The sequence below is a fragment of the gamma proteobacterium SS-5 genome (assembly GCA_009497875.2).
In the GTDB taxonomy this organism is placed as follows: domain Bacteria; phylum Pseudomonadota; class Gammaproteobacteria; order Chromatiales; family Chromatiaceae; genus Magnetovirga; species Magnetovirga frankeli.
Genome location: CP032508.2, coordinates 989,935 through 1,013,879 on the forward strand (window position 1 = coordinate 989,935; position 23,945 = coordinate 1,013,879).

Here is a 23,945-nt window from a genome sequence, read left to right on the forward strand (position 1 = left end):
TGGAGAAGGTTGGACCTCCCCGCGATGCCTGTGTCTATACGCTCCGCGTCTGTTGCTTGCAAAAAGTAACCAAGTACGTTACAGTTTCTCATCAAGAAGGAGATTGCCATTGATTCAAAGTTTTCGGGACCGCTGGCTGAGGGATTTTTATCTGGAAGATAAAACCAGCAAGAAGATACCCGCTGAAGTCCAGGACCGACTGTTCCGAAAGCTGCAGTTAATCGATGACGCGACCTGTGATCTCGACTTGCGGTCGCCTCCAAGCAATCATTTTGAAAAGTTGAGAGGGAATCTGGCCGGGAAGCATTCGATCCGCGTTAACAAGCAATGGCGCTTGGTGTTTTCCTGGTCAGGCGAACGTGGCGAGGCCCGGGACATCTATCTGGATAACCACGATTATCGGTGAGGCAGGCTATGAATATCACAAAACGGCAACCCGTCAGTGTCGGTGAAATGATTACCGAGGAATTCCTCGTACCCATGGCGCTGACTCAGGGACAACTGGCAGAAGCGATGGGGGTCAGCCGAAAAACCGTTAACGAGTTATGTACCAACCGCCGCGCAATTACGGCGGACACTGCGCTGATGCTGGCTACTGTATTTGGGAATACCGCTGATTTCTGGTTGAATCTGCAGCAGCGCAACGAGCTGTGGAAAGCGCTCAACACGCCAAAGCGACGGGCACGGATAGATAAGGCCAAACCAATTGCAGCCTGAGTTTGAGGACAGTGGCCGTTAGTAAGCACAAGTGGGCCTTCCTCTCACGATTCCGGGCTGGCGCTTATAGCTGGAAGGCATCAAGGCTGGCGTGTCAGCGTCTTCGCGAAGCTGTCTCCGAAGTCAAGAAGGTTGCAAGGAAAGATCCGCTAATTGGCGCAGAGGGTGCTGTCCGTCTGATGGAAAAGATCTGGCCGGCGCTGGAGCACGTGGATAGTTCCAGTGGTGCGCTGGGATCGGCAGTTAACAAGACACTAGATGCATTGATGCCGATCCTCGTCAACGCATCTGCTGACGAGAAGACACGCGACAAATGGCTTGATCGCCTCTGGCAGGCCATGGAGGATGACGGTGTCGATTACCTCAGCCCTGTTGGTGATCACTGGGGTGAACTCTGTGGCTCTCCGGAAGTCGCCGGCCGTTGGGCGGATGAGTTGGTATCTACGTTGCGATCCTGTTGGTCAGATCCGAATCCGGGCGGTTACTTCCACGGCACGACAGCGTGTCTTTCCTGTCTATTGACGACAGGCCGCTACGCAGAGTTGCTCGATTTGTTGGAACTGCCGCGGTACCCGTCCTGGCATTACCGTCGCTATGGCGTCGAAGCACTTCTGGCCCTGGGCAGGAAGGCGGAGGCGGTCCAGTATGCCGAAGCCTCGCGGGGACTGAACCAGCCTGATACCGTGATCGACCAGACCTGCGAGCAGATCCTGATTTCATCCGGCTTGTATGATGAGGCCTACCGCCGCTACGGATTGAGTGCTGCGGTGGGTAATTCCTATATCGCCCGGTTTCGCTCAGTTGCAAAACGCTATCCAATGAAGGACAAGTTGCAGATCCTGTCAGACCTCATAGCCGCAGCTCCGGGTGAAGAAGGGAAGTGGTTTGCAACGGCCAAGGAACTCGGATTTTATGATCTGGCATTGGAACTGACCAACCGGAGTCCGTGTGATCCAAAAACCCTGACCAGGGCAGCCAGGGATTACCTCGACGCGGAACCGGCATTTGCTCTCGGATCGGCAGTAGCCGCCCTTCGCTGGTTGAGTGAGGGGTGGGGTTACGAGGTAACCAGCGTCGATGTGGTGGAGGCCTATGATCGGGCGATGGATGCTGCGGTCAAGTTAAATCGGGTTGACGATTTGACCAAACAGATTCGACAACTCGTTGAGGCGAGTGACAATGCGGCGGGACGGTTTGTTCGGGAAGCCGTGCAGGGACGCTTGAGTGTCTCTGTTTAAGGTTCTCCATCACTTGCAGGAGCAGGAGGGCATTCACCTGGAAGTCAAAGCCCGGAAGGTTGCCTAAGGTGCTGTGTATCAGTGTTCAATCTGCAATTTTTTTCGAGCATTTTGAAGGATTTTCTGAGCATGGTATTTTTCATGGTATTTCGATTTAGCAGGAAAATAAGCCATTGAATATAAAAGATAAAAAAGGCTTATTTACAATAGAGTGGGAGTAGCGCGTCGGGCTGGGGACGAAAACCCAACCCCCGCTTTGTTTGGCTGGCCTAGATGGACTCTTGTACTAACGACGTCTATTCTTCGTCAGTACATCAACCTAAAAAGAGCATTTGCCCACAGAGCCACAGAGTACACAGAGAAAAATCAATGTGTTGGAAAGCGAACATTCAACACCTTCTAGGTGAGCCCAGTCTGATAGGTAACTCATTGAAACAACTCTGTGATCTCTGTGTCTCTGTGGCTTAACTGAGGAATATAGGATCAAGCCTTACTGTGAAACATCCGTGGCCATTTTCGAGTCCCGAGTCCCGAACCCCGAGTCCCGATGCGGCTAAGCGATGTTTCATGTTCCGGGGTGGCGCTGTCCGCTCCATGTACGTTAGGAAGTCGCACCATGTCCAAAGAAGCCGTTTTCACCATGAAGCTGGAACCGGAGCTACGCGCCGAGTTCATGGCCGAGGCTGAAGCCAGCCATCGCCCGGCCTCGCAGATCCTGCGTGAGTTGATGCGTGAGTTCGTCCAACGCCAGCGCCAAGCCCGCGAATACGATGAGTTTCTGCAGGGCAAGGTGGAAAACGCCCGAGAGCAGATCCGTGCCGGTAACTATGTCAGTTCGGATGCTGTCGAAACTCGCGCTGCTGTTCGACGCGCGCAATTACAGGCCATGGCCAAGGCAGGCACTGCTGACGCATGAAGGTCTTCTGGACCTCAGCTGCCGAGCAAGACCGTACCGCAATTATTGACTACGTCAGCCGAGACAATCCGTTTGCTGCCATCCGCATGGACGACCTTTTTGCTGAAGCGGCTGGTCGCTTGGCCGAACACCCAAACCTGGGCAAGCCAGGGCTAATTTCTGGCACACGCGAACTGATTCCCCACGAAAGTTACCGTCTGGTGTATGAGGTGCGGGACGATAGCCTGTGGATTTTGGCCCTGGTGCACACTGCACGAATGTGGCCGCAGAGGCAGCCGTAAAACCGTCTTCCAAGTATTTTATGGACGCCGTTCAGTTGCGAGTTCTTGATCGAAGATGGCGTTATTGCGGGCTATAATCACGCCATATAAATGCTGTAATATGGCGCGAATAAGCGCTACAATCACGCCATGACAAAGTGGCAGGACAGGCAGTTTGCACGGCTGAAGGCCGCCCGTCAGGGTGCGGCACAGGGATGTGCCGCATGAAATGGATCTGGCAACAACCCGATTGGCCCGATTTCCGCTACGACGAGCTTGCTCTCGAACACCGGGAGCTTGAATTTCGCCTGAACTCAGAGCGTCTGGCGGGCAGCTTTGATGTACTTCCTATGGCCTCTCAAGAGGATGCCACGATTGACTTGATGCTTTCCGAGGCCATCAAAACCAGCGCCATTGAGGGCGAGATTCTGGATAGGGAATCGGTCAGGTCATCGCTACTCTCTTTAATTGCATCGGATACGCTACCGGACATCTCAGACCAGAAAGCGGCCGGGGCCGCGATGCTGCTGGTGGATGTTCGCAAGAACTGGCAAATACCGCTGACACATGATCTGCTGGGCAGGTGGCAATCCATGGCTGTCCCGGAACAGCGCTACACGCCTATCTTGCGAGGCGCATACCGCAACGATCTCTCACCGATGCAAATAGTGAGCGGGCCTTACGGGCGGGAAAAGGTTCACTATGAGGCCCCGCCAGTGGCTCAGGTGCCTGATGAAATGGCGAAACTTATCGAATGGTACAACCAAACCAGCCCCTTGAGCGGGGATAAGACCATATACGGGATCGTCCGGGCAGGTATTGCCCATCTCTGGTTCGAAGTGATTCATCCTTTCGATGACGGTAATGGGCGAGTTGGCAGGGCAATCGCTGACCATGCGCTTTCGCAGTCTCTCGGCTATCCAACCACGGCCTGCCTTGCCACGGCGATAGAAGGGGATAAAAAGTCCTATTATCTGCAGCTGGAGAAAGCGAGCTGCGGGAGCCTGGATATTAACCTTTGGCTGGACTATTTCGCTGATACAGTCATTAAGGCACAGGAAATTGCCAGGGAAGAAGTGAACTTTGTTCTGGCCAAGACACGTTTTTATGAAGTCTATAGTAATCAGCTGAATGACCGGCAGGCCAGGATGGTGTCACGGGTTTTTGCTGAAGGGCGGAAGGGATTTGAAGGCGGAATAACGACCAAGAAATATGAAGCGATCACCAAGTGTCCCAATCGAACGGCCAGCCGTGATCTTTCTGACTTGGTTGCCAAGGGTATCATTATCCCGTTACCCGGTGGTGGCAGAACGACGCGATATGAGTTGACGATTGTTGAGTCGGCTCAGTCTGGTCCGACGAAGATTTCTGGTTGCTTTACGTGCGTGCATTATGCGGAATAATGGCTAATTGTCAATGTTATTGCCAATTAGCGGATAAGCCAGTTCATGGTATCGGTGATTTCACTTAATTAATGTATTATTCATGTTACATTAAATGCACTTAATGTCTTTGGAATAAAACATTATGCCAAAACCACATATACCCTCTTTTGCTGTCAGGCGCGTCTTGCGCAAGTTGGGTACCGATCTCCGCGAAGCCCGGCAGCGGCGCCGATTGACCATGGCCGTGGTCGCCGAGCGTGCCTTTACCAGCCGGGCTACCCTGCAGCGGATTGAGGCGGGGGATCCGGGTGTGAGTATGGGTATTTACGCTGCGGTCTTGCAGGCGCTGGGCTTGCTGGACAGGCTGGATCAGCTCGCCGACCCGGCCCATGATGAAATCGGACGTTCGCTTACTTCCGGGGAACTGCCCCAGCGTGTACGCATGTCGAATAAGCGCAGGAAAAAATCGGATGACTGACGTAGAGGTCCATATTGATCTGGAAGGGCAGGTACGACCCCTCGGGATACTTCATCGTCAGGCATCACGCCGTGGAGAGACCGTCACCTTTGAATATGACGAGACCTGGCTTGGCGATGCAAACCGGTTTTCGGTTGAGCCGGCACTGACTCTGACGGCAGGGGCATTCCCGCCGCAGGCGGGTCAGCCCCTATTCGGGTCGATTAGCGACTCGGCACCGGATACCTGGGGCAGACGCCTGATGCAGCGTGCTGAACGGCGTTTGGCGGAACGTGAGGGGCGGCAGGTACGCACGCTGGGGGAACTACATTATCTACTCGGTGTAGCAGATGAGACCCGCATGGGTGCGCTCAGGTTTCGCTGGCGTGGTGAGGAGGTATTTCAGTCACCCGTACGTGACGGTGTTCCTGCGCTCATTGAGCTGGGTCGTCTGCTTCAGATCACTGAACGAATAGAGCGTGATGAGGAGACGGATGATGATCTGCAACTGATTTTCGCGCCGGGGTCGTCACTGGGTGGCGCTCGTCCCAAGGCATCCGTGATCGATCAGCATGGCCATCTGTCGATCGCAAAATTCCCCAAGGAGTCCGATGACTACAGCATTGAAACCTGGGAAGAAATCGCGCTCAGACTGGCGGAGCAGGCGGGTATTCAAACCCCCGAGCATGCATTGCTGCAGGTTGCCGGTAAACCGGTACTGTTGTCGCGCCGTTTTGATCGTGACAACGGCTGGCGGCCGAAATCCGGCTCCTGCAATTCCGGCACTTCCGCCATCCCTGGCGATCGAATTCCCTTTCTGTCAGCGATGTCGATGACGGGGTCACGTGATGGTGAACGTGGCAGTTACCCCGAACTGGTCGATGCGTTGGCGGCGCATGGCACCCAGGCCAGGGAAGATGCGTTGCAGCTTTATCGCCGTGTGGTTTTTAATGTTCTGGTGTCCAACGTTGACGATCACTTGCGCAACCATGGGTTCCTATGGTCGGGGCAGGGGGGCTGGATCCTTTCGCCTGCCTATGATCTCAATCCGACACCGGTGGATGTGAAGGCACGGATACTGACAACAAACATTGACCTTGATGAAGGTACTTGCTCAGTGGAGTTGTTGCAGGAAACGGCTGGTTATTTTGGACTTGGTGACGTACAGGCATGTACGATTATCCGCGAAGTGGCAGAGGTGACGCGTACATGGCAGACAGTGGCGGCGGAGGTGGGTGCAAAGCGTGCTGAGATCACACGCATGGCCAGCGCATTTGAGCACGAAGATTTACAGGCGGCATTGAAATTATAGGGTGACGAGGAATCCAGTTTTTGAAGAAATTTCTGAGCAGGGTATTTTTCATGGTATTGCCATTTAGCATGAAAATAAGCCATCCTGATTAGCCACAAATCTCAACCAATCGAATAGGGCGGCCCGTGGCCGCCGCGCAACCACTGGGGGCAGGCTTCATTGCTGTGGCTTGGCGGCGGGCGCGGCCCGCCCTATGCCTCGCGGCAAGCCAACGCCAGACGAGGGCTGAGATCCATGGGTAATCAGAAAAGCCATTGAATATAAAAGACTAAAAAGGCTTATTGATAATAGAGTGGGAGTGATTCCACGTCTGGTACTGGCAGGCACCGCCAGGCAAACTTTGAGGATGCGCTGACCCGCGCCTTGGTCGCTCAGGGATACTTTTGCTCAGGATGCTGCGCCATGAGACTGCACATTGGGGCGAGTGCCAAGGAACTCATGGGGAACTTCAGACCTAGATGATGAAAGCGGACAAACACATCGCAACCTATCGTCGTATGCGTAATCAGCCGCTTTGGCGGTTGCTTGCCGCTGTCAATGGGCCGACGATTATCGGTCTGCTGCAATCGCACCTCTATGAAAAAGAGCGCAGTCTGCCGGCTTCGATCCTGTTTGAGCGACTGACGCGAGACCTGGAAGGGCTGCGGGCCCAGGGTGACGATCTGCCTCAGCCGGCGCAGGCCTATGTGGCCAGCTGGCTGAGTGACGGCTACCTGCAACGGAGATTCCCGCCGGGTGCCAGCGAGGAAGAATATGAACTCTCTACCGCCAGCCTGGAGGCGATTCGCTTCCTTTCCGGCATCGCCAAGCCCCACTCGGCAGCGACCGAGAGTCGCCTGTCGCTGGTCATCCAGGCCCTGCAAGGGCTGGCCGAGGATACCGATGCCGACAAGCAGCGCCGGATCGAACGACTGAAGGCCGAGCAGGTCCGCATCGACAAAGAGATCGATGCCATCCATAAGGGCCGGATGCGCGTCCTGCCGCGTGATGCGGCCTTGGAGCGGATCCGCGAGATCATCTCCCTGGCCGACGATCTGACGGGCGACTTTCGCCGCGTGCGTGACCAGTTCGAGCAGCTCAATCGGGATCTGAGAGAGCGCATCATGGACAGTGAAGGCAATCGGGGTGAGGTGCTCGATTCGCTGTTTGCCGGTATCGACCTGATTGCAGAGAGCGAGGCCGGCCGGACATTTTCCGCCTTCTGGCGCCTGCTCACCGATCCCGAGCAGGGCGCGATGTTGGAGGAGTCCCTGGATAGCGTGATGTCACGCGAGTTTGTCGGCGAACTGGAGATGCGGGAACGCCGTTTTCTCCTGCGCTTGACCCGAAATCTACTGGAGCAGGGTGGCGCGGTGCACGAGGTGTTGCAGACCTTTGCCCGCAGCCTCAAGCACTTTGTGCAAAGCCGTGAGTACCTTGAGCAACGTCGCGTAAGCCAGCTCCTGAAGGAGGCGCAACGTACCGCGCTGACGATCAAGGATGCGGTGAAGGCAACCGAACCCTTGGAATACTCCCTGGAACTGACCAGTAGCCGCTTGCACTCCCTGTCCCAATGGGTACTCTACGATCCATCCTTGCAGGCAGAGCCAGAGGCGATGCGTGAGGGCGAACCACCACCTATTGACCTGGAATCGGTCAGCGAGTTGGTGGCGCAGTCGGAGATTGATTTTCGCACGTTAAAAGAACATGTCCGTGCCTTGCTTGCAGAGCGAGACCAGGCCTCGATCGGCGATGTGCTGGAACACTTCCCGGCTGAGCAGGGCCTGGGGACTGTGGTCGGTCTGCTGGCCCTGGGCAGTCGCTATGGGATCCGGGGCACCCTATCAGGTACAGATGCCATCGAGACGGTGGCCTGGGTGGGTGAAGACGATCAGGGACGTCGTGCCCGTATTCCAAAAATCTATTTCTTGAGGGATTGCCTAGATGAACTGGTCTGACCCTGGGGGCGAAGATGGGGCGTCAGAGGGAACGCTGCTGCCACTGGAGGACGCCGAACAGGCCTCGGACCAGGCACTCTATCAAGGCGACAGTGGTGAGCTGTCACTGGATACCCGGCGTGTACTGGTACAGCTCCTCGCCGGTCCATCACTGGATGGCCAGCGGCATTCCCGGCTCTGGCCGATAATGATTCGCGATGAGGCGGTGATCTGCGGCCGTTTGTCGGAGCTGTTTCTGCAGCTGGTGATCGACCGTGACCAGCAAGTGGCCTTTACCCGCCAGGCCGACACGGGCGACCTGGAAGCACCCCGGCTTCTGCGTCGCGCCAATCTGACCTTTCTGGATTCCATTGTCCTGCTCCACCTGCGCCAGCGACTCACCCAGGCCGAGGCGCATGGTGACCGCGCTGTGGTATCGACCGAAGAGATCGTCGAGCTTCTCGGGGTTTATGAACAGGTCGGCAACACCGACCGGGCGCTGTTCGAGAAGCGCATCCATGCATCCATCGAGAAGATCAAGAAACACAGCATCTTGCACAAGATTCGCGCAAGCGAAAATCGCTTCGAGATCTCACCCACGCTGAAGCTGCTGTTTTCGGCGGAAGAAATTCAGGTACTGACCGGGATCTACAAAGGCATGGGCGCGGCTGAGGCATCTACGGGGCAAGAGGAGAAGATGCCGTCTGGGGAGAATAGGGAATGAGTGTCGAGGCAAAGACGCAAAACCTCTTTGCGCCGGAGCAGTTTCGCATGTCTCGGCTTCAGGTCTATAACTGGGGCACCTTTTCTGATATTCACGATATCCCGATCACGCAACAGGGCTTTTTGTTTGTGGGCCGCTCGGGTGCGGGTAAATCGACGCTGCTCGATGCCTTCTCGGCGTTGCTGGTACCGCCACGTTGGGTCGATTTCAATGCGGCGGCGCGGGAGGCGGAAAGGACAGGACGTGATCGAAACCTGGTGAGTTATATCCGCGGTGCCTGGGCGGAACAAAAAGACGACGCCTCGGGCGAGATCGCCACGCGCTACCTGCGTCTCGGCACCACCTGGTCGGCCTTGGCGCTGACCTACCGGAACGCCCTGGATCGGCATGTGGTATTGGTGCAGATCTTATGGCTGCGCGGGAGCGCCAACGGCGCAGGCGATGTGAGGCGTCATTTCATGATCTTCGAGCGACCCTTTGAACTCACTGAGTTGGAGGCGTTCGGGCAGTCCAATCTGGATCTGCGCAAGCTCAAACAGACAGTTGCGGATGCCTTTCATCGCAGCGAATTCAGCGCCTACGCCGAGCGGTTTCGTCGATTGCTCGGTATAGAGAGCGAGATGGCGCTGCGTCTGTTGCATAAGGCCCAGTCGGCCAAGAATCTCGGCGACCTCAATACCTTCCTGCGGGATTTCATGCTGGACAGGCCAGCGACCTTCGAGGTGGCGGATCGACTGGTCAGTGAGTTCGATGAACTCAACGCCGCGCACCAGGCGGTGGTTACCGCACGGCGGCAGGTGGAGACCCTGGTTCCGGCACGAGAGAGGCATCGGCAGCGAGAGTCGCTGCTGCACAAAAATGCTGAGCTCGACGAACTTATGGTCGGCATCGACAGTTACGCTGGCCATCGCCGTATTGACCTGCTGAAAGATCAGATCGAGCGCTTGAATATTCAGGCCGAGGGCTTGCAAGGTGAGATCAGCCGGAAACAGGCCGCGCTCAACCAGCATAAGGATTCCTTGCGTGAACTGGAACGTCGGCATAGGGAGGTTGGAGGCGACCAGGTAGAGGCCTGGCAAGCAGAGAAGTCTGCGCTGGAGTTGCAGCGCGAGCAGTGCCTGAGAAAGCAGGGACAAGCCAAAGAGGCCTGCCGACAACTTGGCCGGGCCTTGCCCAACAGCCCGCAAGCCTTTGCCGAGTTGGTGGGTGAGGCGCGTCAGGAGCTTGAACGCTGGGAGAGTGGCAGTAGCGAGATGCGCGAGAAGCGAGATCTGCTGGTGATCCAGAAAAGGGAGGCCGAGACGGCGTTTACGCACACTGCCGGTGAGCTGAAGGCCCTGGAGCGGCAGCCCTCCAATATCCCTGCTCAGATGTTGGATCTGCGCCAGGGGATTGCCACGGCCATCGGTGCAGCGGAAAGCGCGCTGCCCTTTATCGGTGAGCTGATTGAGGTCAAGCCAGATGAGGCCCCATGGCAAGGGGCCATCGAGCGGGTGCTGCATGGCTTTGCGCTCTCCCTGTTGGTCGATGAGCGTCACTATTCCGCCCTATCCAATCACATCAACAGTTGTCACCTGGGGCAGCGGCTGGTCTATTACCGCACGGGAAAGCGGGATGCTCGGCAGGCCAGGCCGGTCGGCACGGATTCGCTGGTGCTCAAGCTGAATGTCAAGAAGCACAGCCAGTCCGAGTGGTTGAGTTCCGAGCTGCGCCATCGCTTCGATTTTGCCTGCGTCGAATCCATTCAATCCTTCCGGCGTGCAGACCGGGCCTTGACCCGCGAGGGTCAGATCAAACACAGCAAGACCCGCCACGAGAAAGATGACCGGCGCAGCATTGGCGATCGCCGCAACTGGGTGCTCGGATTTGATAACCGTGAGAAACTGGCGCTCTACCGCAAAGAGGCCCAGGGGCTTGCCGGGAGAATCGCTGAACTGGATGAGCATATCAAGGCGCTTACTGACCAGGAGGGTGCACGGGCCAAACGGGCAATCCACTGTCAGACGCTGGTCAACCTGCAATGGCAAGAAGTGGATATTGCGCCGCTGCTAACGGGCATCGACAAGCTGGAACGCCGGATTCGCGATGCCCTGGAAGGCAATACGGAGCTGAAGAATATAGCCGACCGGATCGAGCGGCAGAAGAAGGTCGTCAGGGATGCCGATGAGGCGCTGCGCAAGGCAACCATCGACTATGAGAAGGTTATAGGTCTTGTCGATGAGCAGGAGGATGCCTTAAACAGGCTCCAGGATGATCCCAGCATTGTTCCCTTGACGCCCCGACAGCAACAGGGGTTGGACGAGCGATTCGATAGGCTCTCGGAGCCAGTACGGTTGGAAAACCTGGATAGGCTCATCCGTTCTGTGGAGAGGGCGATACGCGACCAGATGGAGGCCCTGACCAAGGAGGTGGGCAAGTGCGACCGATTCATCGAAAAGCAGTTCGACGAGTTTATTTTCGAGTGGCCTGCCGAGGCGGAGGGGCTCGATGCGACACTGGCTGCCGCGTCGGACTTTTTCACCAAGCTGACCCGACTGGAGAGCGATGGCCTGCAGGCCCATGAGCAGCGCTTTTTTGAATTGCTGGAGAGTCAGAGCCACCAGAATCTGGCGGCGCTTTCGACCTACTTGAGCGATGCCCGCAAGGAGATCCTGGAGCGCATGGATCTGGTCAACGATAGCCTGGCCCAGGTGCCCTTTAATCAAACAAGCCACCAGAGCAGCAACCAAACCACCTATCTGCAAATCGACCCCAGCGACCGGCAACTGCCGGATGTGCGCGAGTTCAAACAGGAGATTCAGCAGGCCCTGAGTTATGCATGGGGCCGCGCCGGGCCTGATGATTCGGAGCTGGCGGAGTCCCGTTTTCTGGCGTTGCGTCGTCTGGTAGAGCGCCTTTCCAGCCAGGAGCCGGAGAACAAACGCTGGCGCCAGGCGGTGCTGGATGTACGGCAGCACATGGAGTTCATCGGCCGGGAGACCGATGAGAGCGGCGTCGAGGTGGAGGTCTATCGCAGTGGTTCGGGTAAGTCTGGTGGTCAACGGCAGAAGCTGGCCACGACCTGCCTGGCCGCGGCCCTGCGCTACCAGTTGGGCGGCAATGAGCATGGTGTTCCCCTGTATGCGCCGGTGGTGCTCGATGAGGCCTTTGACAAGGCCGACAACGAGTTCACCGCATTGGCGATGAATATCTTCAAGAACTTCGGCTTTCAGATGATTGTCGCCACGCCCTTGAAGTCGGTCATGACCCTGGAGCCCTTCATCGGCGGTGCCTGCTTTATCGATATCAGTGACCGGCGCATCTCCGGCGTGCTGATGATCGAATACGATTCGCAGCAGCAGCGCCTGAAACTGCCTGCCCATGCCCCTGTTCCTCAGGAGTCGGCTGTTGAAGTTTCCTGATGATGTCCAAAAGGAGTTGAGGCGCCGCTTCAAGAACCGGCATCCTGGGTGGCTGGAGGCAAGCGGCGAGCCCAAACAGTTGGAAGACAGTGCCTGGCCACTGGAGGTCAATCTGGGTGTTCCCACCGAAAACCAGGCACTGAAGCAGGTTAAAGACGTTCAGGCCTGGGTGGCGGCCTGGCAATCCTGCAATGCCGTGGGATCAGTTTCCTGGGGTGATCGACGTTGGCGCAAGCTGGGCACGCAGCCTGTTCCCGAAAAACTGCTGCTGGCAGGCCCTGGCGAAGTTGCACAATGGACTGGGCAGGCAGAACGATGGGATCGAGCCCAACAACGATACAGGGGGCTTATCGGGCGTTGGCCCCAGCTTGGCAACAGGCTGCCTCGTTGTTTTACGATTCTCGCCGATTACAGCGAAGATGATTATCGACGCCTGATCGATATGGTCGCCTGGATGGAGAAGAACCCCGCCTCCAGGCTTTATCCCAGGCAATTGCCCGTGACTGGCCTGGACAGCAAGTGGCTTGAAAAACGTAAGGGGCTGGTTGCTGATCTGGTTGACGCGGTACGCGGTAGATCCACGACCGATGCCGATTTCTTTGGGCGTTGCGGGCTCAGGTCGCCGCCGCAACTCATCCGTCTGCGCATACTGGACCAAGGCCTTAGACAGCGGGTTGGCGGCTTAAGCGACCTGGCTGTACCCTGGGAGCAGCTGGCCGGACTGGATCTTCCGGTCAGCAACCTGTTCATTGTGGAGAACCTGCAGACCGGTCTCGCCTTCGATGATCTGCCGGGGTCGGTGGTCATCATGCAGCTGGGTTATGGGGTCGATGTGCTGGGTCGTCTGCCCTGGGTCATCAAGGCCCGCTGCATCTACTGGGGGGATCTGGACACCCATGGCTTTGCGATCCTCAATCGCGCCAGAGGCTATCTCCCTGGGCTGAAATCCGTATTGATGGACGAAGGGACCCTCCGAAGTCATCAGGATTTATGGGTTGAAGAGAAGGATCAGCATGCTGCGGAAACACTGCCCTTGCTGACGGATCCCGAGCAGGCGGTGTATCAGGCCATCAAACGCCATGTCTGGGGCCAGAATATCCGTCTGGAGCAGGAGCGGATTGCCTGGGACCTTGCCTGGAATACCGTGCAACAAACCGCTCTGTCGGCCAGTTGAAGGGGATCTAAGTTGTCTCGACTCGGGCTCCGGGCCTCGTTCTGCTTTCTTCACGCAAGAAGGCTGGAGCGGGGTGCCGGGTTTATACACAGTGGGCGGCCGACGGGTGGGGTTTTACTCTAAACTACGGGGGGTTCGGATGTGAGTATTGAAATTCAGGGGCTTACCGGTCTGATCGTTCTGGTTCTGAACGTCTGGGCCATTATTCAGATTGTGCAGAGTGGCGCGAGCACCGGGGGCAAGGTGTTCTGGACGGTGCTGATCCTGCTGTTGCCCATCCTGGGCTTTATCATCTGGCTGCTTGCCGGGCCGCGCGCACCCCGATAAGGGCTGGGCGGCCTGTTTGGTACGGGGCCTGCGTAAACACAAAGGGGCCAGTTGGCCCCTTTGTTGACGGCGTGTTTTGCGCCGTTTATTTCGGTTTCGCTTGAGCGAACGGCTCAGGTTGACGCCGCTGGATCAGTAGCCGCCCTTGCGGAATACAAAGGGCAGACCGGCGATGCGGTTGCCCTGCTTGCTTGGGGCCAGGGGGAAGAGTTTGTACAGGTCCTTGCTGCCGATCTTCTTGCCCCAGATCTTGCCCATGTCCTTGACTATGGCCCGCTCCATGGGTTGTTCGTTGTCGTCGATGTATTTCTTGCGCAGGTAGTTGAGTACGTCCCAGTGTTCCTGGGTCAATTCACCCATGGTTTCCTCGGCTGCGGCCAGGGCTTTTGCGACATCCTCGTCCCAGTCGAGGTAGTTGGTCAGGTTGCCGTGGTCGTCGGTTTCTAGGGTTTTGCCGTTAACTTCGATGGCCATGGTTACTCCTTCGATATCGGTAGTAAAGGTAAAGACTCCGTCAGGTCAGGCGCGCTGCCAGGGCAGGGCGGCATCTGAGCCCCCTGGAATCCGTGAGGGGTTTATGTTAAAGCCCGCTAATATTACCCCGCTTACTCGGTTCCGTCATCTGTGCTTTTGCCTACCGCCTCAATTCCCTTGTGCGGGATGAAGATGCCGCAGCCGAGCAGGCGGTGTTGACCCAGTCCGCGCTGCTGCAGGCGCAGGGATTCCTCCAGGGGGAGGCTGGCCAGCAACAGGCTGCGGGTGTGCAGGCCGCCTTGCGGGGTGTGGATGTGGACGGATTTGCCGCTCAGCGCCTTGCGTATGCCTATGTCCATGGCCTTGAGTTGCTCGGCCACGCCCTGCAGGAAGTCTGCTTCAGACAGGTCTTCTGCGCAGACCAGGTGGCGGGCGAACAGGCAGTCCAGCTTGGCCAGGGGTTTGATCTGCGTCTGCCCCAGGGTGAGGGGGTGGCCGGCCACCTCCAGGGTCTGTCCGCTCAGGGCCTCGGCGGCCTGCAAGCGGTGCTGTGGCAGGCGCAGGCGCAGGCGGGTGCGCCTGGATAGCTGAAGCAGTTCATCCGGGCTGTGGCGCGGGCGGTTCCAGCCGTTTTGCGAGCCGGCCGCGTGGATTGGATGGATGGCGGCCCGAGGTTCTTCCAGCAGCCAGGGCAGGGCGCTGGTGAGGGCCTGCGACAGGGCGTGGATGTGATCTACCGGTAGTTGCCGACATTGGATGCGAAAGCTCAGATCGACCACCTCGTCGGGGTTGGTCTGGGGCTTGAGCGCGCTGTCTTCTTGCCAAAACATCTCAGTCCTCCGGCAGCTGGGATTGGATCTGTTCGCGGTCGAACCACCAGTCGTCCTGCACCAGTACATCGACCACGTTACGCAGCCGGACGAGGAATTTTTCCGGCTCCTTCAGCTCCAGGCGTTCCAGCCAGAGGTCGAATTGCTCCTGGGTCTCTACCTGGCTGTGGCGGCGCGCCACCTGACCGAGGATCTGGCTGGCGAAGAAGTGCAGCTTTTCGTGCAGTTTGGGTTCGGTGACCCGGTGATCCACCAGGAACAGCGCGGTGACGGCGGCGACGGCGGCACCATCGGCGTCGTCCGGGGTCTCGTCCACCAGGTGGGTGAGCAGGTGGACGGTGAGTTCCGGGTCCAAAGGGAAGGTGACCACCAGCCAGATGCCCTGACCCAGGGCGGCGATGGATCCTTCCTGATTGCACCGGTAGAGCACATCGCAGCAGTCGGCGGCATTGTCCCAGTCGTGCAGTTGCAGGAACAGCTCAAGGGCATCGCGGCCCAGGGGCCAGGCCTCGGCACCCCGCTCCAGCCCCATCAGGGTGCGCGCCAGTTCCAGCTTGTGCAGGGCACGCTGCGAGGGGTCGGCCAGGTTCTGGCTGTGTTCGGCCTGTTGCAGTTGGTGCAGACGGCCCTCCAGGTCGGCCTGCTCACGGGCCTTGAGGGCGGCGATGGAACCCGCCTCGCTGTCTTGCAGGGGTTGGCTGGGTTCAAAGGTGTTGATCATGGGCTTTTGTCTCGTCATACGCGGCCGCTAAAGGCGGCCTCCAGGCGGTCTTCCCAGTTCTCCGGGGTGTCGCTGTATTGGGGTTTTACGTCCATGCGGAAGAACCGCTCGCCCTGGCGGGCGTGTTCCTCTACCAGTTCCATCAGCTGGTCAAAGCTGTCCAGGTCCTGGTGGGCGATGAGTATCTGGCTCAGATAGAGCATGCTTGATTCCTCTGGGTGGTTTTTAAAGCGGTCAGTTTTCAGCAGTCGGCTGAGTCCGATTGGGTCCGTCCCCTGCGCTTGGCGAGGGTGCCGCTTGGGCTTCAGACGATGCGGTCGTAGTAGCGGGCGCGGAAGTAGAGCCGGGTCTGGCCGCGCTGCGGGTCATCGGTGAAGGCATCCCGGTAGTGCAGCAGGTTGTTGCACAACAGGCCCTGCCCCGGTTCCAGTCTGACAGAGAAGATAGGGGGCGCGTCCTCGGAAAACAAGTCATCCAGCTCGGTCAGGGCGGCCTGGGTGGTGGCGTCGTCCGGCCAGATGATGTTGCGCTTGCGCGCCGTGTAACGCATGTGCAGGGTACCGCTGCTGGCGTCCACCGAGAACACCGGGCCGAAGGTGGCCTGGCGCAGCACCTCGCCTTCCACGTCATTGGCCGGTATGCCCATGGCATCGGGCTGGGATAGGGCGCGGATGAAGTCCGGGTTGGCATCGCGCAGACGGATATAGGCCAGCTCATGGTCCAGCACCTTATTGCCACCGCCCTCGGCGGCCTGCTGGGCGCAGTACAGGGCCAGGCCGTGGATCTGCTTGTCCAGGGGGTTGTAGTAGCCGTCGGTGTGCCAGTTGATCTTGCGGTTGGTGTAAGGGATGTAGTGCCGCTTGTGGCCCTGATCCGAGACCTGCAGATTGCTGATGCCATCCTCATCGGTACACAAGTGATTGTCCAGCCGCTTAAGGCCGAACTGGGCCGATAGGGCGCTGAGGCTGGCGTGATCGGTGAATGGCCGCTGGCAGGCGAACAGCACCATGTTGGCGCGCTGGATGGCCTGGCGCATCTGGCCCTGTTCAGCGGGCGTCAGCTGGGCGGGGTCCTGGATCTCGACGATCAGCTCTTCGGCCCGTTGCGGGGCCTGGCGCAGTTTGTCATCACGCCAGCGCCCATAGGCGGACTCGTTGGTGAGATCAAAGGGGTGCTGGCTGTGCATCTGGGGGCGCTCCGTTTGGGGTTATGGGCTTAGGTTGACGACATGGGGTACTGACTCCGAATCCAGGCCCAGCGGATCGCTGACGACTGACGGCTGGCGGCTACATTCGAATATTAGAAAATATTGACCTTATGGTAACAAAAAGGCCATAATCCGCAGCGATTTTATCGCGGGTGTTGCGGGGCGCTTGCCTCAGGTCTGCAAGGTTTCAGTCCTGTTGGCGATGAGGGCAGGCAGGTGCCTCGTGGCTTTTGCCACACGGCTATCCCAAAGGGGATAGGGTGGTCGGGAAGTACCCCCCTTTGGTGGAATAGGCCGTTGCCGCTGGCTTGTCTATATTGTCGCGGCTATTGGGGGCTGAGTCCTGGGTCCGCTCCCGTTAGGCGTGATGCAACCCAAAGGCTGCTCCCCGCAGAGTTTCAGTTGACCGCCAGGTGCCGGTCACGCAGGCAAGACCTAATTTATACCTACCTTTGAACCTATGTCAGGAGAAGAGTGAGATGGCAATTGAGAAACACCATACTCCGATGATCGACCAGCTGGAAAGCGGCCCGTGGCCGAGTTTCATTACTGGCATCAAGCGCATGCGCGACGAACACCCGGATGGGCGCATCAACGAGGTTGTCAATGACCTCCTGGGCCAGCTGGAACACTCCTACGAAACCCGCAAGGGCTACTGGAAGGGCGGCACGGTCTCGGTTTACGGCTACGGTGGCGGCATCATCCCGCGCTTCTCCGAGGTGGCCAAGGCCTTCCCCAAGTCCAAGGAATTCCACACCATTCGCGTCCAGCCGCCGGCAGGCAACCATTACACCACCGGCATGCTGCGCCAGCTGGCCGACAGCTGGGAGAAGTTCGGCTCCGGCCTGGTAACCTTCCACGGTCAGACCGGCAACATCATGTTCATCGGTACCGACACCCAGCGCACCCAGGATTTCTTCGACGATATCAACGACTACGGTTGGGATCTGGGCGGTGCTGGCCCCTGTGTGCGCACCGCCATGTCCTGCGTCGGCGCGGCCCGCTGTGAGATGTCCTGCGTCAACGAGCAGAAGGCCCACCGCCTGCTGGTGAACAACTTCACCGATGACGTGCACCGTCCGGCCCTGCCCTACAAGTTCAAGTTCAAGGTCTCCGGCTGCGGCAACGACTGCCAGAACGCCATCGAGCGCGCCGACTTCGCCGTGATCGGTACCTGGCGCGACGACATGAAGGTGGATCAGGAAGAGTTCAAAAAGTACGTTGCCGAAAAGGGGCGTCAGCATGTAATGGACAACATCATCACCCGCTGCCCGACCCAGGCCCTGGCCCTGAACGATGACGACAGCCTCAAGGTCAACAACCGCGACTGCGTACGCTGCATGCACTGCCTCAACGTGGTACCCAAGGCCCTGCACCCCGGTGACGACAAGGGCGTGACCATCTGCATCGGCGGCAAGCGCACCCTCAAGATCGGTGACCTCATGGGCACCGTGGTGGTCCCCTTCAAGAAGCTGGAGACTGAAGAGGACTGGGAATCCCTGGTAGAAATGGCCGAGGAGATCATCGAGTTCTGGGCCGAGAACGCCCTGGAGCACGAACGCTGCGGTGAGATGATCGAACGCATCGGTCTGGTCAACTTCCTCGAAGGCATCGGCATCGAGCCCGACGCCAACATGGTGAATGAACCACGGCAAAGCTCCTACGTCCGCATGGACGGCTGGGACGAGGCGGCAGAGGCCTACTTTGCACGCAAGGCCGAGGCCTGATCCGCGAACCCTGTAACACCGGTAGGCCGGGGCCAAGGCCCCGGCCAGGGGTCGCTTTTAGTGCAAGACCCTATTCTGATTAATGTTTTTTAATCTTTGGAGGTTATGATGGCCAAAGAAATGCGTGAGCCTATCGAAACGGGATGTCCCGACGCATTCCAGTACATGCATCCCGTGATGCGCAAGAATTACGGCATGTGGAAATTCCACGAACATCCCCGCCCCGGCGTACTGCGCCATGTGGCCTACAGCGGCGATGAGATCTGGACGGTACGCGCCGGTACCCAGCGTATCCTCGACCTGTACACCCTGCGCAAGCTGTGTGATATCGGTGACCAGTTTGCCGATGGTTTCGTCCACTTCACCATCCGTTCCAATATCGAATACATGGTGGCCGATGGTTCCAAGGTCGATGGCCTGATCAAGGCCATCGAAGACGCCGGCTTCATCGTCGGCGGCACCAAGAACTCGGTGACCATGATCTCCCACACCCAGGGCTGGCTGCACTGCGACATCCCCGGCACCGACGCCTCCGGCGTGGTCAAGTCCATGATGGACGAGCTGATCGACGAGTTCCGCGAGTGCAACATGCCCAACCGGGTACATATCACCACCTCCTGCTGCCAGATCAACTGCGGTGGCCAGGGTGATATCGCCATCAACGTACAGCACACCAAGCCGCCGAAGATCAACCACGACCTGGTGGGCAACATCTGCGAACGCCCCTCTGTAGTAGCCCGCTGCCCGGTGGCTGCCATCCGTCCGGCCATGGTCAACGGCAAGCCCTCGCTGGAAGTCGATGAAAAGAAATGCATCTGCTGCGGTGCCTGCTTCCCGCCCTGCCCGCCGATGCAGATCAACGACGCCGAGCACACCAAGCTGGCCATCTGGGTCGGTGGCAACCACTCCAACGCCCGTGGCAAGCCCACCTTCCAGAAGCTGGTGGCCGCTGGCATCCCCAACAACCCGCCGCGTTGGCCCGAGGCCACCGCCTTGGTCAAGCGCATCCTCAAGGCCTACAAGGAAGGTGCGCGGGATTGGGAGCGCGTGGGTGAGTGGGTCGAGCGGATCGGCTGGTCGCGCTTCTTTGAAGAGGTCGAGCTGCCCTTCACCAAGTATCACATCGATAACTGGCGTGGCGCGCGCAAGTCCTTTAACGCCTCCAACCACATCCGTTTTTGATCGAGGTTTGGCATGAAGTTCACGATTCAGGTAAACGAAGGCCCGTACCAACATCAGGCTACGGACTCCGCCTACCAGTTCACCAAGGCCGCCCTGGAAAAGGGGCACGAGATCTTTCGTGTCTTCTTTTACCACGACGGGGTGAATAACGGCACCCGCCTGACCACCCCGCCGCAGGACGACCGTAATGTGGTCAACCGCTGGTCGGAACTGGCCGCCAAGCATGATCTCGATCTGGTCATCTGCGTGGCGGCGGCCCAGCGCCGCGGCATCGTCGATGAGGGCGAGGCCAGCCGCAACGGTAAGGACGCCACCAACATCGCCCCCGGTTTCCGTATCTCCGGGCTGGGGCAGTTGGTGGAGGGTGCCATCCAGAGCGAACGCCTGGTTGTGTTTGGTGATTGAGGGGGAAGCGAGAATGTCTGCAACAAAAAAGTTCATGTACGTCAATCGCAAGGCCCCCTACGGCACCATCTATGCCTGGGAGGCGCTGGAGGTGGTGCTGATTGGTGCTGCCTTTGAGCAGGACGTCAGTCTGGCCTTCATCGATGACGGCGTCTATCAACTGACCAAGGGGCAGGATACCAAGGGGCTGGAGATGAAAAACTTCTCCCCCACCTACTCCGCCTTGGGCGATTACGAGGTCAACAAGATCTACGTGGAGAAGGAGTCGCTGGAAGAACGGGGCCTGACCCTGGACGACCTGCAGCACCTGGTATGGGAAGACGAGGATGACGACTACGCGGAGAAGGACTCCATTCGTCTGGTGTCCCGCGCCGAGCTGGCCGACGTCTTCGCCGATCAAGATGTCATGTTCAATTTCTAAGGGGAAAACACATGTCCATTCTGCATCTGGTAAACAAGTCCCCCTATGAGCGTAACAGCCTGAGTACCTGCGCAGGCTACGTGAAGGACGGTGATGCCGTACTTCTGATCGAAGATGGCGTCTATGCCGCTATTGCAGGCGGCAAAGCCGCTGATGAACTGAAGGGGCTTGAGGTCTCGGTCCTTGGACCCGACCTGGCCGCCCGTGGCATCAGCGAAGACAAACTGGTAGGCGGTGTGACCGTCGTTGATTACGCCGGTTTTGTGGACCTTAGCGTGGCCAAGGATAAGGTACAGTCCTGGCTGTAATAGTCATTAACCTAGCACAACAACTGGAGAGAAATTATGCCTATCGAAGTAGAAGGTAAGTCATTAGAGACCGATGAAGAGGGTTACCTGGCTAACCTGAACGATTGGGTCCCTGGCGTTGCCGAAGTCATGGCAAAGGAAGATGATCTGGAACTGACCGACGAGCACTGGGACATCATCAACTTCCTGCGCGAGTACTACGAAGAGTACCAGATCGCCCCGGCGGTGCGCGTCCTGACCAAGGCCGTTGGCAAGCGTATGGGCAAGGACAAGGGCAACAGCAAGTATCTGTACAACCTGTTCCCCTACGGCCCAGGCAAGCAGGCCTGCCGTTACGCCGGTCTGCCCAAGCCGACTGGCTGCGTCTAAGGTTCGACGCTCGTGTGTTCCGGGGTGCGGCGCACCCCGGGCTACCCATTAGCTATTGAGGATGCGGAAACATGTCGTTTCTGACGATTGCATACGCGCTGCTGTTTTATTTTGCCACCGCCATTCTGGTTATAGGACTGGCGCGCAAGATGATCATCTTTTACCGCGCGCCCGCCCCATTAAAGATTCCCACCACCCCGGCGCCGACAACGCAGACCGGTGTGGTTATGCGCCTGTTCCGTGAAGTGGTGTTCTTCGAGAGCCTGTTCAAGGGCGCCAAGTGGACCTGGCTGTTCGGCTGGTTGTTTCACTTCGGCCTGTTTCTGGTCACCCTGCGCCACCTGCGCTATTTCCAGGACCCGGTGTGGCTGCCCATAGAGCTGATCCAGCCCTTCGGCATCTATGCCGGCTTTGCCATGGTGGCAGGCCTGGTCGGCCTGATCGGCCGCCGTATCCTGGTGGACCGGGTGCGCTATATCTCCGCCCCGTCCGACTTCTTCATGCTCGGCCTGCTGCTGCTCATCGGCTTCAGCGGCCTGATGATGAAGTTTGTCTCCCACACCGACATAGTGGCGGTGAAGTCCTTCTTTCTGGGCCTGATGACCTTCAGCTGGTCCGAACTGCCGACGGATGTTGTCCTGCTGGTGCACCTGTTCCTGGTGGCCCTGCTGATGATCATCTTCCCGATCAGCAAACTCTTGCATGCACCGGGACTGTTCTTCAGCCCCACCCGCAACCAGGTGGATAACCCACGGGAACAACGCCACCTGGCCGAGTGGGCGCGCAAGTTTGAACAATAAGACACGCTGAGCCCCACTCAGCCCGGTCCCCAAGCAGAATTATCGAGGCATCAGAAAATGGCAAAGGCCGATTTCGAAGTACCTGAACTCAAGGAATACCCCGAAGTCCCCATGTATGTCGAAGGGGCCATGGCGAAAAGCTCGCCCTTTGTCGCCAAGCCGGATCACAACACCCCGCTGGGTTTTCCCGGCGAGCTGGTGGACGATTGGCACGCAAAGACCCTGGAGGCCATGGGCGACCTGCTCGGCAAGTACCGATCCTTTCAGGTCTATCTGGACTCCTGCGTCAAGTGCGGTGCCTGTACCGATAAGTGCCATTATTATCTGGGCACCAAGGACCCGAAAAACATGCCGGTGGCCCGCCAGGACCTGCTGCGCAAGGTCTATCGGCGCTACTTCACCTTTGCCGGCAAGTACTTCCCCAAGCTGGTGGGGGCAGAGGATCTCACCCGCGAGACCCTGGACGACTGGTACAGCTATTTTCATCAGTGCTCCCAGTGTCGGCGTTGCTCGGTATTCTGCCCCTACGGCATAGACACCGCCGAGATCTCCATGGCCGCGCGCGAGATCCTTGACCGCATCGGCTACGGCCAGAAGTACTGCAACGAAATCATCGCCAAGGTCCACAAGATCGGCAACAACCTGGGTCTGCCCGGGCCGGCCATCCTGGACACCCTGGAGGGCCTGGAGGAAGACGTATTCGACGAAACCGGGGTCGAGGTGAAATACCCCCTGGACGTCAAGGGTGCCGATATCCTGCTGGTCACCCCGTCGGCCGACTTCTTCGCCGAGCCCCATGTGGATGGCCTGATCGGCTACGGCAAGGTATTCCATGAGTGCGGCGTCAGCTGGACCCTGAGCACCCATGCCTCCGAGGCGGGTAACTTCGGCATGTTCATCGGCTCCTACGAGAACATGCGCCGGGTCTCCATGCGGGTGCGAGAGGCGGCACTGGAGCTGGGCGTGAAGCGTATCGTGTTTGGCGAGTGCGGCCATGCCTGGCGCGTGGCCTACAGCTTCCTCAATACCCTGGCCGGTCCCTTTGACTTTCTTGATCCCAATTACCCGGTACCCCAGCACATCCTGGAGTTCACCTGGGATGCCATTCAGCAGGGCAAGCTGAATCTGGACAAATCCGCCAACGACGAGATGGTTCTGACCTTCCATGACTCCTGCAACGTGGCCCGAGCCAGCCGGATGGGTGACAAGCCCGGTGGCCAGTTCGAGATACCGCGTAACGTAATCAAGGCGGTGTGCAACAACTATGTGGACATGGACCCGGATACCACCCGTGAGCGCACCTTCTGCTGCGGTGGTGGCGGCGGTCTGCTCACCGACGACCTGATGGAGATACGGGTCAAGGGGGCCAAACCGCGCATGGAGGCCCTGAACAACGTCATGCAGGAGCAGGGGGTGACCCACATGGCCGCCATCTGCGCCATCTGCAAGAGCCAGTTCACCAAGGTGCTGCCCTATTACGGCATGGACATGGACCAGATCGTCAGCGTCCACCAGCTGGTCAGTAATGCCATCGTCCTCACCGGTCAGAACAGCGATGATGACGAGGATCAGGCCGAGGCGGAGGGGGCCGATTAGCCCCAGGCCTGCGAATTTAGTTATAGAGAATTCAGATATAACGACACAACCCAGGGTCCAGCCCCGGCGGACCTGCCA

26 protein-coding genes are annotated in these 23,945 nt (G+C 58.3%); 21 read left to right on the forward strand and 5 right to left on the reverse strand.

Annotated elements, in window-relative coordinates; translation table 11 throughout:
* The first annotated feature begins 109 nt into the window (after positions 1-109).
* From D5125_09760 to D5125_09825, 13 genes are all read left to right on the forward strand, one after another.
* Positions 110-406 carry a type II toxin-antitoxin system RelE/ParE family toxin gene (locus D5125_09760; protein ID QFY89751.1) on the forward strand — a complete coding sequence of 99 codons (297 nt, stop codon included), beginning with the start codon at positions 110-112 and terminating at the stop codon, positions 404-406.
* An 8-nt stretch (positions 407-414) separates the two neighbouring features.
* Positions 415-717 carry a HigA family addiction module antidote protein gene (locus D5125_09765; protein QFY89752.1) on the forward strand — a complete coding sequence of 101 codons (303 nt, stop codon included), beginning with the start codon at positions 415-417 and terminating at the stop codon, positions 715-717.
* 11 nt (positions 718-728) lie between these two features.
* Complete coding sequence (locus D5125_09770; GenBank protein ID QFY91112.1) at positions 729-1,955, forward strand: hypothetical protein; 1,227 nt, start codon at positions 729-731, stop codon at positions 1,953-1,955.
* A gap of 616 nt (positions 1,956-2,571) precedes the next feature.
* Complete coding sequence (locus D5125_09780; protein ID QFY89753.1) at positions 2,572-2,871, forward strand: antitoxin of toxin-antitoxin stability system; 300 nt, start codon at positions 2,572-2,574, stop codon at positions 2,869-2,871.
* A complete protein-coding gene (locus D5125_09785; protein QFY89754.1) occupies positions 2,868-3,152 on the forward strand; it encodes a type II toxin-antitoxin system RelE/ParE family toxin in 285 nt (94 codons plus the stop codon). The genes D5125_09780 and D5125_09785 overlap by 4 nt, the downstream gene beginning before the upstream one ends.
* Positions 3,153-3,355: 203 nt before the next feature.
* Positions 3,356-4,534, forward strand: coding sequence for a Fic family protein (locus D5125_09790; GenBank protein ID QFY89755.2), 1,179 nt, complete (start codon positions 3,356-3,358; stop codon positions 4,532-4,534).
* A 124-nt stretch (positions 4,535-4,658) separates the two neighbouring features.
* Positions 4,659-4,994: a helix-turn-helix domain-containing protein gene (locus D5125_09795; GenBank protein QFY89756.1), complete on the forward strand. Its 336-nt coding sequence runs from the start codon at positions 4,659-4,661 to the stop codon at positions 4,992-4,994.
* Positions 4,987-6,285, forward strand: coding sequence for a type II toxin-antitoxin system HipA family toxin (locus D5125_09800; protein ID QFY89757.1), 1,299 nt, complete (start codon positions 4,987-4,989; stop codon positions 6,283-6,285). The genes D5125_09795 and D5125_09800 overlap by 8 nt, the downstream gene beginning before the upstream one ends.
* A gap of 461 nt (positions 6,286-6,746) precedes the next feature.
* A complete protein-coding gene (locus D5125_09805; protein QFY91113.1) occupies positions 6,747-8,222 on the forward strand; it encodes a DUF3375 domain-containing protein in 1,476 nt (491 codons plus the stop codon).
* Positions 8,209-8,925, forward strand: coding sequence for a DUF4194 domain-containing protein (locus tag D5125_09810; GenBank protein QFY89758.1), 717 nt, complete (start codon positions 8,209-8,211; stop codon positions 8,923-8,925). The genes D5125_09805 and D5125_09810 overlap by 14 nt, the downstream gene beginning before the upstream one ends.
* Positions 8,922-12,326, forward strand: coding sequence for an ATP-binding protein (locus tag D5125_09815; GenBank protein QFY89759.1), 3,405 nt, complete (start codon positions 8,922-8,924; stop codon positions 12,324-12,326). The genes D5125_09810 and D5125_09815 overlap by 4 nt, the downstream gene beginning before the upstream one ends.
* Complete coding sequence (locus D5125_09820) at positions 12,313-13,500, forward strand: hypothetical protein (protein QFY89760.1); 1,188 nt, start codon at positions 12,313-12,315, stop codon at positions 13,498-13,500. Before D5125_09815 ends, D5125_09820 begins: the two co-directional genes overlap by 14 nt.
* 141 nt (positions 13,501-13,641) lie before the next feature.
* Positions 13,642-13,827, forward strand: a complete 186-nt coding sequence (locus D5125_09825) for a PLDc_N domain-containing protein (protein ID QFY89761.1) — start codon at positions 13,642-13,644, stop codon at positions 13,825-13,827.
* 132 nt (positions 13,828-13,959) lie between these two features.
* Here the strand turns inward: D5125_09825 and D5125_09830 are convergent, their stop codons facing one another.
* From D5125_09830 to D5125_09850, 5 genes are all read right to left on the reverse strand, one after another.
* Positions 13,960-14,301, reverse strand: a complete 342-nt coding sequence (locus D5125_09830; GenBank protein QFY89762.1) for a TusE/DsrC/DsvC family sulfur relay protein — start codon at positions 14,299-14,301, stop codon at positions 13,960-13,962.
* A gap of 131 nt (positions 14,302-14,432) precedes the next feature.
* Positions 14,433-15,131, reverse strand: a complete 699-nt coding sequence (cas6, locus tag D5125_09835; GenBank protein QFY89763.1) for a type I-MYXAN CRISPR-associated protein Cas6/Cmx6 — start codon at positions 15,129-15,131, stop codon at positions 14,433-14,435.
* A 1-nt stretch (position 15,132) separates the two neighbouring features.
* Positions 15,133-15,852 (reverse strand): hypothetical protein, encoded by a 720-nt coding sequence (locus D5125_09840; GenBank protein ID QFY89764.1) that lies wholly within the window; start codon positions 15,850-15,852, stop codon positions 15,133-15,135.
* 14 nt (positions 15,853-15,866) lie between these two features.
* Positions 15,867-16,055, reverse strand: a complete 189-nt coding sequence (locus D5125_09845) for a sulfur relay protein DsrC (protein ID QFY89765.1) — start codon at positions 16,053-16,055, stop codon at positions 15,867-15,869.
* A 101-nt stretch (positions 16,056-16,156) separates the two neighbouring features.
* Positions 16,157-17,038, reverse strand: coding sequence for a TauD/TfdA family dioxygenase (locus tag D5125_09850; GenBank protein ID QFY89766.1), 882 nt, complete (start codon positions 17,036-17,038; stop codon positions 16,157-16,159).
* A 500-nt stretch (positions 17,039-17,538) separates the two neighbouring features.
* Between D5125_09850 and dsrA the strand changes: the two genes are divergently transcribed.
* From dsrA to D5125_09890, 8 genes are all read left to right on the forward strand, one after another.
* Positions 17,539-18,786, forward strand: coding sequence for a dissimilatory-type sulfite reductase subunit alpha (gene dsrA, locus D5125_09855; protein QFY89767.1), 1,248 nt, complete (start codon positions 17,539-17,541; stop codon positions 18,784-18,786).
* Positions 18,787-18,891: 105 nt separating this feature from the next.
* A complete protein-coding gene (gene dsrB / locus D5125_09860) occupies positions 18,892-19,968 on the forward strand; it encodes a dissimilatory-type sulfite reductase subunit beta (GenBank protein ID QFY89768.1) in 1,077 nt (358 codons plus the stop codon).
* A gap of 12 nt (positions 19,969-19,980) precedes the next feature.
* Positions 19,981-20,373: a sulfurtransferase complex subunit TusD gene (gene tusD, locus D5125_09865; GenBank protein QFY89769.1), complete on the forward strand. Its 393-nt coding sequence runs from the start codon at positions 19,981-19,983 to the stop codon at positions 20,371-20,373.
* Positions 20,374-20,386: 13 nt separating this feature from the next.
* Positions 20,387-20,794, forward strand: coding sequence for a sulfurtransferase complex subunit TusC (gene tusC, locus D5125_09870; protein QFY89770.1), 408 nt, complete (start codon positions 20,387-20,389; stop codon positions 20,792-20,794).
* 11 nt (positions 20,795-20,805) lie between these two features.
* A complete protein-coding gene (gene dsrH / locus D5125_09875; GenBank protein ID QFY89771.1) occupies positions 20,806-21,102 on the forward strand; it encodes a sulfurtransferase complex subunit TusB in 297 nt (98 codons plus the stop codon).
* A gap of 36 nt (positions 21,103-21,138) precedes the next feature.
* Complete coding sequence (locus tag D5125_09880) at positions 21,139-21,471, forward strand: TusE/DsrC/DsvC family sulfur relay protein (GenBank protein QFY89772.1); 333 nt, start codon at positions 21,139-21,141, stop codon at positions 21,469-21,471.
* A gap of 71 nt (positions 21,472-21,542) precedes the next feature.
* Positions 21,543-22,271, forward strand: a complete 729-nt coding sequence (locus tag D5125_09885) for a respiratory nitrate reductase subunit gamma (GenBank protein ID QFY91114.2) — start codon at positions 21,543-21,545, stop codon at positions 22,269-22,271.
* Positions 22,272-22,328: 57 nt separating this feature from the next.
* On the forward strand, positions 22,329-23,867 hold the full coding sequence (locus tag D5125_09890) for a (Fe-S)-binding protein (GenBank protein ID QFY89773.1): 1,539 nt from the start codon (positions 22,329-22,331) through the stop codon (positions 23,865-23,867).
* The last annotated feature ends 78 nt before the right edge of the window (positions 23,868-23,945 follow it).

Coding starts and splice junctions, on each gene's coding strand:
- D5125_09765 (QFY89752.1), top strand. CDS start 415: ATGAATATCACAAAACGGCAACCCGTCAGTGTCGGTGAAATGATTACC.
- D5125_09780 (QFY89753.1), top strand. CDS start 2,572: ATGTCCAAAGAAGCCGTTTTCACCATGAAGCTGGAACCGGAGCTACGC.
- D5125_09785 (QFY89754.1), top strand. CDS start 2,868: ATGAAGGTCTTCTGGACCTCAGCTGCCGAGCAAGACCGTACCGCAATT.
- D5125_09790 (QFY89755.2), top strand. CDS start 3,356: ATGAAATGGATCTGGCAACAACCCGATTGGCCCGATTTCCGCTACGAC.
- D5125_09795 (QFY89756.1), top strand. CDS start 4,659: ATGCCAAAACCACATATACCCTCTTTTGCTGTCAGGCGCGTCTTGCGC.
- D5125_09800 (QFY89757.1), top strand. CDS start 4,987: ATGACTGACGTAGAGGTCCATATTGATCTGGAAGGGCAGGTACGACCC.
- D5125_09805 (QFY91113.1), top strand. CDS start 6,747: ATGAAAGCGGACAAACACATCGCAACCTATCGTCGTATGCGTAATCAG.
- D5125_09810 (QFY89758.1), top strand. CDS start 8,209: ATGAACTGGTCTGACCCTGGGGGCGAAGATGGGGCGTCAGAGGGAACG.
- D5125_09815 (QFY89759.1), top strand. CDS start 8,922: ATGAGTGTCGAGGCAAAGACGCAAAACCTCTTTGCGCCGGAGCAGTTT.
- D5125_09830 (QFY89762.1), bottom strand. CDS start 14,301: ATGGCCATCGAAGTTAACGGCAAAACCCTAGAAACCGACGACCACGGC.
- cas6 (QFY89763.1), bottom strand. CDS start 15,131: ATGTTTTGGCAAGAAGACAGCGCGCTCAAGCCCCAGACCAACCCCGAC.
- D5125_09840 (QFY89764.1), bottom strand. CDS start 15,852: ATGATCAACACCTTTGAACCCAGCCAACCCCTGCAAGACAGCGAGGCG.
- D5125_09845 (QFY89765.1), bottom strand. CDS start 16,055: ATGCTCTATCTGAGCCAGATACTCATCGCCCACCAGGACCTGGACAGC.
- D5125_09850 (QFY89766.1), bottom strand. CDS start 17,038: ATGCACAGCCAGCACCCCTTTGATCTCACCAACGAGTCCGCCTATGGG.
- dsrA (QFY89767.1), top strand. CDS start 17,539: ATGGCAATTGAGAAACACCATACTCCGATGATCGACCAGCTGGAAAGC.
- dsrB (QFY89768.1), top strand. CDS start 18,892: ATGATGGCCAAAGAAATGCGTGAGCCTATCGAAACGGGATGTCCCGAC.
- tusD (QFY89769.1), top strand. CDS start 19,981: ATGAAGTTCACGATTCAGGTAAACGAAGGCCCGTACCAACATCAGGCT.
- tusC (QFY89770.1), top strand. CDS start 20,387: ATGTCTGCAACAAAAAAGTTCATGTACGTCAATCGCAAGGCCCCCTAC.
- dsrH (QFY89771.1), top strand. CDS start 20,806: ATGTCCATTCTGCATCTGGTAAACAAGTCCCCCTATGAGCGTAACAGC.
- D5125_09880 (QFY89772.1), top strand. CDS start 21,139: ATGCCTATCGAAGTAGAAGGTAAGTCATTAGAGACCGATGAAGAGGGT.
- D5125_09885 (QFY91114.2), top strand. CDS start 21,543: ATGTCGTTTCTGACGATTGCATACGCGCTGCTGTTTTATTTTGCCACC.
- D5125_09890 (QFY89773.1), top strand. CDS start 22,329: ATGGCAAAGGCCGATTTCGAAGTACCTGAACTCAAGGAATACCCCGAA.